The sequence below is a fragment of the Streptomyces sp. NPDC015032 genome (assembly GCF_043080425.1).
GTDB lineage: Bacteria > Actinomycetota > Actinomycetes > Streptomycetales > Streptomycetaceae > Streptomyces.
On the sequence record NZ_JBIBVN010000087.1, the window covers coordinates 1 to 7,360 of the forward strand.

Annotated in this window: 5 protein-coding genes; 2 read left to right on the forward strand and 3 right to left on the reverse strand. The window is 69.7% G+C overall.

The genetic code is table 11. The features are described from left to right. Nucleotides 1-831 precede the first annotated feature (831 nt). Complete coding sequence (locus ACF08M_RS41105; RefSeq protein ID WP_392190430.1) at nucleotides 832-2,391, forward strand: helix-turn-helix domain-containing protein; 1,560 nt, start codon at nucleotides 832-834, stop codon at nucleotides 2,389-2,391. Next, nucleotides 2,391-2,975 (forward strand): transcriptional regulator, encoded by a 585-nt coding sequence (locus ACF08M_RS41110; RefSeq protein ID WP_392190431.1) that lies wholly within the window; start codon nucleotides 2,391-2,393, stop codon nucleotides 2,973-2,975. The genes ACF08M_RS41105 and ACF08M_RS41110 overlap by 1 nt, the downstream gene beginning before the upstream one ends. A gap of 177 nt (nucleotides 2,976-3,152) precedes the next feature. Here the strand turns inward: ACF08M_RS41110 and ACF08M_RS41115 are convergent, their stop codons facing one another. The 3 genes from ACF08M_RS41115 to ACF08M_RS41125 all read right to left on the reverse strand — a co-directional run bounded on the left by ACF08M_RS41115 (nucleotide 3,153) and on the right by ACF08M_RS41125 (nucleotide 6,830). Continuing rightward, nucleotides 3,153-3,800, reverse strand: coding sequence for a hypothetical protein (locus tag ACF08M_RS41115; protein ID WP_392190432.1), 648 nt, complete (start codon nucleotides 3,798-3,800; stop codon nucleotides 3,153-3,155). Then, entirely contained in the window at nucleotides 3,698-4,066 is a 369-nt protein-coding gene (locus ACF08M_RS41120; protein WP_392190433.1) for a hypothetical protein, read from the reverse strand. The genes ACF08M_RS41115 and ACF08M_RS41120 overlap by 103 nt, the downstream gene beginning before the upstream one ends. Before the next feature lie 229 nt (nucleotides 4,067-4,295). Then, nucleotides 4,296-6,830 (reverse strand): Helicase associated domain protein, encoded by a 2,535-nt coding sequence (locus tag ACF08M_RS41125; protein WP_392190434.1) that lies wholly within the window; start codon nucleotides 6,828-6,830, stop codon nucleotides 4,296-4,298. Between the last annotated feature and the right edge of the window lie 530 nt (nucleotides 6,831-7,360).

The window sequence follows — 7,360 nt, forward strand, 5'->3', positions numbered from 1 at the left end:
GGACCCTAGACAAGTCCCATCGTCCCAGGTCAGATGCGCTCCTCGCTTATTTGATCAAGCGTCGGACACTCGCAGTCGCGAAAGTGCGAGGCTAACGGCAGGTCCGCTCTTCCTGCCCCGGGGACGCGGCGCGACTGAGAAGCCTTCGGGGAAGTGGTCTCAGCCGGCGGCTTGCTGTTCGGCGCGGGCGCGGATGGTGGCGAGGCGATAGGAGTTGGTTCCGGCTTGGACACACGCCAATGCTACGTCTGTTCGAATATTGGATGTCAAAGGCCGCGCCGCGCATCCCTCGAATTGTGACTAAGCGGCTGAGTTGGCCCTTTAGCGCTTGAGTTGGCCCCGCTGAGCGTTGGTGTTGGCATGCAGGGGCAGTGGCTGGCGCACCAACCTGCTGGATGAGCGAAGTCGTACGGGGAGCGGTGCCCGGACCGCTCTGGGGACGGTCGAGCTCGGGTCAGCAGGGATGGAATCGGACCGCCCCACGATGCCTACCTAGGCGGCGGGGCAACTCAAGTGCGAAAGGGGCCAACTCAGCCGCTCAGTCACACGAATGTGTGGCTGCCGGCCCCCGGCGCTGCTCGCCCGCGCCGACCGCGGCTGCGCCCGATTCTTCGCCGTTCAGGCCCCGGGCGTCGATACCGGCGACCAGGGGCACGCCGGCCGCGGGCCCGGGGCCGCGATCTCCGGATCGATCTCCTGGTCGCTCCGGTATTCCAGACCGGTTCGGGCGGAGTTCCTGGGCCTCCTGTCACTGCCCGCACCGTGCCATCGGATGCCCAATGACCGCCTAATCTACTTCCAGTAGAAGCCTAACTTATGTATCTTCGGGGTATGAATGAGGAAACTGACAGTGTGGAAGCTCTGCTGGAGGAGGCGCGGCTGACGGCGCGGATCCCGGGGCCGGCCGAACGCCTGCGGCTGCGTCAGGCGGCGAGCCTCTCGCGTGCCCAGGTGGCCGCGGCGGTCGGCGTCGGACGTCAGACGGTCGCCAACTGGGAGGACGGCACCACCGATCCGCAGCCGCCGGGACGCGTGAAGTACCTGCGGCTGCTCGAAGGCCTCGCCGAGCTCTACCCCGCCCCCGCGGCCCCGGCACAGACCACCGTCGCCGAGGCAGCCACGGCAGCAGCGTTCACGGCCCCCGAGACCGCACGGGGCGCCAACGGCCTGGCCGTAGAGGGCGAACCCGGCCCGTGCATCCGCTGCGGCGTCACGACGACCTACCAGGCCACGGACGGCCGGCCCCTGCACGCCGGAGCCATGTGCCAGCCTCCCGCTGCCACGCCCCACGCACCCAGCACCCACGCACCGCTCCCCCCGGTCTCACTCGCCCCCGCACCGGCGACTGCTGCCTCACCCGTCCCGGCGTCGGCCTCGTCGCGGCCGCAGCGCCGGGCACGGTCGGCCGCCCGTGCCCAGGCCGAGACCGCCGACCTCATCGGCCGGGCCGTTCATGAGGAGCTGGAGCGCGCCGAGGGCGACGTCGATGCCGCGCTGCAGGCCCTGATCAAGCGCGCCATCCCGGACGTCATGCACCTGTTCAACGAGACCCGCGCCACCGCCCGCTACACATACACGGCCTACCCGGCTCTGCCCGACATCCTGAAGAAGCCCTCGAAGAAGGAGCCGGACCAGATCTGGGAGGCCCGCCCCAACTTCCGGCACCCCGGCTATTCCCTCAAGATCTCCGGCAGCACCGCGGTCACCGCCCTGGATGTCAACGCCGCCTACCTCTCCGCTCTCAAGTGCTGGCTGCCGATCGGGAAGCTGGAGCACACCACCGGCAGCGACGGCGTGGACCCCAAACGCTCCGGAGTCCACCTCATCACCCCCACACCCTGGACCCACCCGCACCTGCCCAGCCCCCTCGGTGACCGCGATGAACCAGGCGCCTTGTGGATCACCGACGCCACTCTGCGCCTCCTGCTGCGCCTGTCCGGGCCGAAGTACGGGCTGCTCGAACTGCCGGTCGTCCATGAGTCGTGGACGTCCGGCGCTACGGAGAACTTTTTGGACGCCCTGCGCAAGCTGCTCACCGCCGCGCGGGACACGGCCATCGCCGAGGGCGACACCGTCACCCTGGAATATGTCAAGTCCATGTACTCGAAGTTCATCTCCACGATGGGTGAGTCGATCCACAACCGTGAGATGACCCGACCGGACTGGATGCACATCATCCACAGCCAGGCCTACGCCAACCTCTGGGGCAAGGCATACAAGGCACACCAGGCCGGCCTGGACGTCATCAGCATGATGGGCACCGACGAGCTGCACGTCACCGGCGACTGGCGCCAGGTCTTCCCCGAAGGCCGCGGCGTCGCCCAGATGAAGATCAAGCGCAGCGACGCCAAGGCATCCGGTGAATACACCGTCGGCGCGGTGGCCGGCTGATGGCGGGCGACAGCCGCTGGAGGGACCTCGGCACCTACGAGGCCCGCGGCATTCACGGCGGCCAGGCCATGGCCGAAGCGATCGACCGCATGGTGACGGGCATCGAGTCCCCCGTCGGCTCCGAGCGGGGCCTGGCCGCCCGCCTGCGCTACCTCACCAAGACCGACGCCGGATACGAGGCCATGGACCGCGCAGGCGTCCACGTCAGACCCCGCACCCTCATCGCCTGGCTCGCCGGGGAACAAACCCCCAGCCGGGCCAACCTCGCCCGCCTCGACGCCGCCTACTGGGACCTGCGCCGCCGTAACGTGGCCGCGGACCTCAAGCGCCGGCTCGACAACCACGGCCGCGGCACTCGTGTCGAGATCGACCCGGCCGACCAGTCCCGCGTAGACCGCCGTCACCAGCGCGATCTCGAAACCCGCAGCATCAGCGTCCGTGGCGTGTGGGACCGCGCCGTCGACGCCTGGATCGACGGCGACGGCCAAGAGCTCGAAGCCGTCTGGGACGACATCATCAGCGGCGGCCTCGGCACCGACTGGGACGCCTACACCTACGTGTCCTCCGTCGGCTGGGCCGCCTGACCCCTCGCACACACGACGGGCCCGGAGTCACTCGAACTGACTCCGGGCCCGTCCACGTCACCGTACCGGCTGTTCCGGCAAGAATGCCGTGGCGGGATTCCCGGTTCCGGTTCGACAAGCCCGGCGAGCGGGGCCGTTCTGGCGCGCAGCGGGTGAGGACACCAAGCGCAGGTTCGTTCAGGACGACGGGGGCTGTGGGACCGTGCGATCGCGGGTGTCCATGTAGGAGGTGATCCGCTCGGGGTCGTGGAGCATGAGCGCGGCCAGCTCCGAGCCCGCCCACAGGGTGAGGGTCAGGGCCATCTCCCGTGCGTCCTTGACCTGGTGGCCGTCGCGCAGGTACCGCAGGTACAGGGCGCCGATACGGACGAGCCGTTCGGTTCCGGCGGTGTCCTGCGGGCGGGGATCCAGATCCTCGGCGACGGCCGACATGATCGCGACCGCGGTGGGCCCGGCCGGGTGGGCGTGCTGTTGCACCCGGCATACCTGATCGCCGAAGTCGCGTAGCCACCGCTCCGTCCGGGCCCGGTCCCCGAACCGTGTGGCGGCGTAGGCGCACAGTTCGGATGCCAGCCACTCGACCAGCAGCAGCGAGCTCTCGCGCAGCGTGCCGTCCTTCCGCCAGCCCTCCAGGGCTTGAGTCAGCGTGCGGTGCGGCTCCCAGTTGGCCAGCGGTGGCCCGTCCGCGCCCCGGGCGGCTTCATCGAGGGCCGTCGTCCTGATCAGGGACAGTGCGAACGCGCCGGGCGTGAGCTGGGGTTCGGCGGTGTGGGGGCGGGGAAGGGCGTGGCGGCCCCGTACAGCTCGGGCGGGCCGGCGTACCACCCTCCCGAGGCCCCCTTGGGCGAGACCTCGACCAGGCGCAGCCCCATGCCGTTCCCGCCGCCGTCGACGACCTCGTACAGCTCCGTCGATCCCGGGGCGGTGCCGCTGGCCTCCAGCGTGACCAGGAGCTGGTCGCCGGGGCGGGACGGGTACCACGGCGCCTCGGTCAGCCCCCGGTGCCCGCCCACCAGCGCATCGACTTCCCCGACCAGATCACGGCGGCGCTTGGCCTCCTCGGCGCGGGCGAGCGGCGAAAAGTTCTCCACGGTGTCTCCTCACGGTCCTTCGGGCGTCCGGTCGGCCCGACTCGACCCACGGACCGTGACAGAAGCCACAAACCGTGTCAACTACCGGCAGTCCAGGCGTAGTTGGGTGTATGCGCCTAGATCCGTGCACGCGTACGCGAGGAGGAAATTCACCCGCCCGAGGCATCACGGAAGGAGGGGCGGACCCACGGCCCGCCCCTCCTCACACATCACGCCGACCGGCTCCCCGCTACCAGCGCATGCCGAGCTGGTCGAGGTCGGCGCGGCGTTGTTCGGTGAGTTTGTCGCTTCGCCGTCGGGCGTTGTCGATCCACGTGCCGAGCTTCACCACCACAGCCTCACCAGCGCCGTTCTGACGGCCCGGCGCATCGACCTCGGCCTCCATGTGCTCGATGTGCTTCCGGGGCACCCGAAGGTGCCCCTCGCGGGCGTAGAAAGCCCGCGCCGCCGCCAGGTTGAGCGCCCATTTGCCGTCGTGGCCCCGCCCCGCCCGCTCTGCCCGCTCGTTCTTTCCGTCCGGGGCGAGTCCGAGGCTTTCCAGCAGCAGCCGCTGCGCGGGCATCAGCTGCACCCACGCGTCCCCGTCCCGCTGCGCGGTGACCCACCGTCCAAGGTCCTCGCCCTGGACAACCACTGTCCCGGCGGTGGTCGGGAGCGTCCCGCCGGCTCGGACGTGGGCCTGGACGAGACGCAGACGCCGCTGCCATGTCGTGTCCCACGCCGGGCACCACCCCGGGTCGACCGCGTCCAGCTCGTCCTGCCGCGCCCGGGTCATCGCCCCGGCCGCCGACACCACAGACCGGCCGGCCGCGCGCAGTTCCTCGTTCTCCCGCGCCCGACGGGCCGCCGCGCGGGCGTTCTTTGCCCACATGCCGATGGGGTAGTCGCCCCAGACCGCCGTGGTCGGGGGCAGGAAGTGGCCGTGGGCCTCGGTGTAGAGACGGGCCACGGCCAGGCCGTCCTCCCACGCCGCGTCACGCTCGGACCAGACCATGCCCAGCGCCTCCAGCTCGACCAGCCGCTCAGCCCCCAGCGACCCGTCGGCGTAGGCGGTCCGCTGGGAAGCCAGCCACCGCCCCAGCGGATACCCGCCCACCCCCGCCCAGTCCTGCGGCGTCTCGTACGCGTACGGCACCCGCAGCGCCGTGTTCCCGGTCTCGCGCAGCCACCTCGTAGCCGCCTCGAACCCACGCCGCCAGTACGCCCCCTCCGGATTGATCACCCGCAGCCGCACGAACTCGGCCAGGGCCACCGGGTCACGTTCCTCGCTGAACCGCAACACCCCGGCCGCCGCCCCGCTCACCCGCGCCCCGGCCCCCTCGACGCCCTCGACGTCCTGGCCGTCGTGCTCCTGGTCCTCGTCCTGGCCGTCGTCGACGTCGTGCTCCCGGCCGCTGCGGGCGCGGGAGTCGGCGAGCGCCTCGATGGTGTCCGTGTCGTGCGCCCGCAGGGCACCGAGGACCTTCGCAAGGGCCGTATAGGCAGGAGAGGTGAGCATTTCGTCCGCCTCCTCATCCGGCCCGAGGAATACCGGCACGATCAGGGTCGCGAGCTTTCCCCGCCCCGGACTGGTACGCAGAGCACGCCCGACCATCTGCACAATGTCGACCATCGATCCGCGCGCATCAGCGAAAAGCACCGCGTCGCATTCCGCCGTATCCACCCCTTCCCCAAGGACTTTTACGGAGCTGAGAATACGAAGCGCGGCGGGGGTATTTGAATTTCCGTCAAGGAAATCCGAAGCGAATTCGTCCAGGACTTTCCGGCGGTGGGCGGGGGAGTGCTCACCACAAAGCCAGTCCGCCCACACCCCCTCCGCAGCCGGGTAGGCGCCGGGGTAGTCCTCGGCCAGGCGCGCCGCGACCCCCGGCACCCCGGCCGCCATCGCTTCCGCCTCGTTCACTCGGCTGTGGAACGCCAGTACCTTCCGTACCCGCTCCTCGACCGCGGCCCGCATCAGACCGCTCTGGATCGCCGCCAGCCGCGCGCCCCGCGACGCCCCCGTCCCCAGCCCCCCATCCGCCAGCGCGGCATAGACCTCCGGGTCACGGATGTCCAGACACAGCACCTGATACGGCGCCACGATCCCCCGCCGGATCGCCTCTGACAGGGACAGTTTGTAAGCCACCGGCCCGAAGACGGGGCTGTCCGGATCCATGCTCGCCACCAGGCGCGGCACCCCGCCCGCGCTGTCGGGCGCCTCCCAGATACGCGCCGTCGCCGTCATATACAGCCGCCGCTCGGCCGGCACCCGGCCCTGGTCATGCACCGCCGCCCACGGCTTCCCCAGCTCACCACTCGTCCGGTGCGCCTCGTCGACCACTACCAGGTCCCACGCCGGGAGGCCCGCCGCGTGCGCCCGCTGGAGTGCTCCCAGTGACGCGTAGGTCGCTACCGCCGTCACCGTGTCCAGGTCCTGCACCCACGTCACCAGCTCGTCAGGATCGGTGGTGCAGGGGATGCCCCGGGACTCCTCGGCCCGCAGCGAGCACACCCCCACCATCGCCCCCCGACGCCCACCACTCCGCCACGCGCCGGCCATCTGCACCAGCAGGTCGAGCGTCGGGACCACCACCAGCACACGCCGGGCGGAAAGCCGGTTCGCGACCTCCACCCCGATCCGCGTTTTCCCCGACCCCGTAGCAGCAATCACCTGCGCCCGAAGACCCTGCGCAGGGACATTCCCGCCGGGTGGATTCGCAAGCATTCGCAGGGCTCCATCCACGGCCTCCACTTGATGCGGCCTCAACGGCATTGCGGTCATCAAGATTTCCTTTCTTGCCCCGGCAATGATGATCTGACGGCAGAATAGAAATTATCCGGTACTCGGAAATGACGCACTTTCGAGAGGGATGCAAGCGCGAGATTACGCGGGCATCCTCTTGTCCGAGAGTAGCGCCCCATCCGGGCCCCGGTGGTCTGCCATCAGAAGAGAACCTATCTGACCCAGGAAGTTGACGCATGCGAAGTCAGGAAGTGTTCGAAGATGGCCGGATTCGATCGGATGTCAAGGCTGGGGCCATTCACACCCGGTGACGCCCCGTCACCAAGCACCCACCCCCAACCCTCTTCCTGTAGCCAGCTGCCCGCGTAGCGGGCCTAGTTACCAGGCGCGGAGCGGCTGGTAACCGACCCGTCCTGCGGATCATCATGGGCGGCACGGAGCACCCACCATGACCCCGAGTCACGGAGTGACTCGGCATAAACAATTCCGGAGGAATTGTTTAAACCCCGGAGGGGTTTATCGTCTTACGACCCGTAGGGTCGTGCGTCGTTCCTCCGGAGGAGGACGCG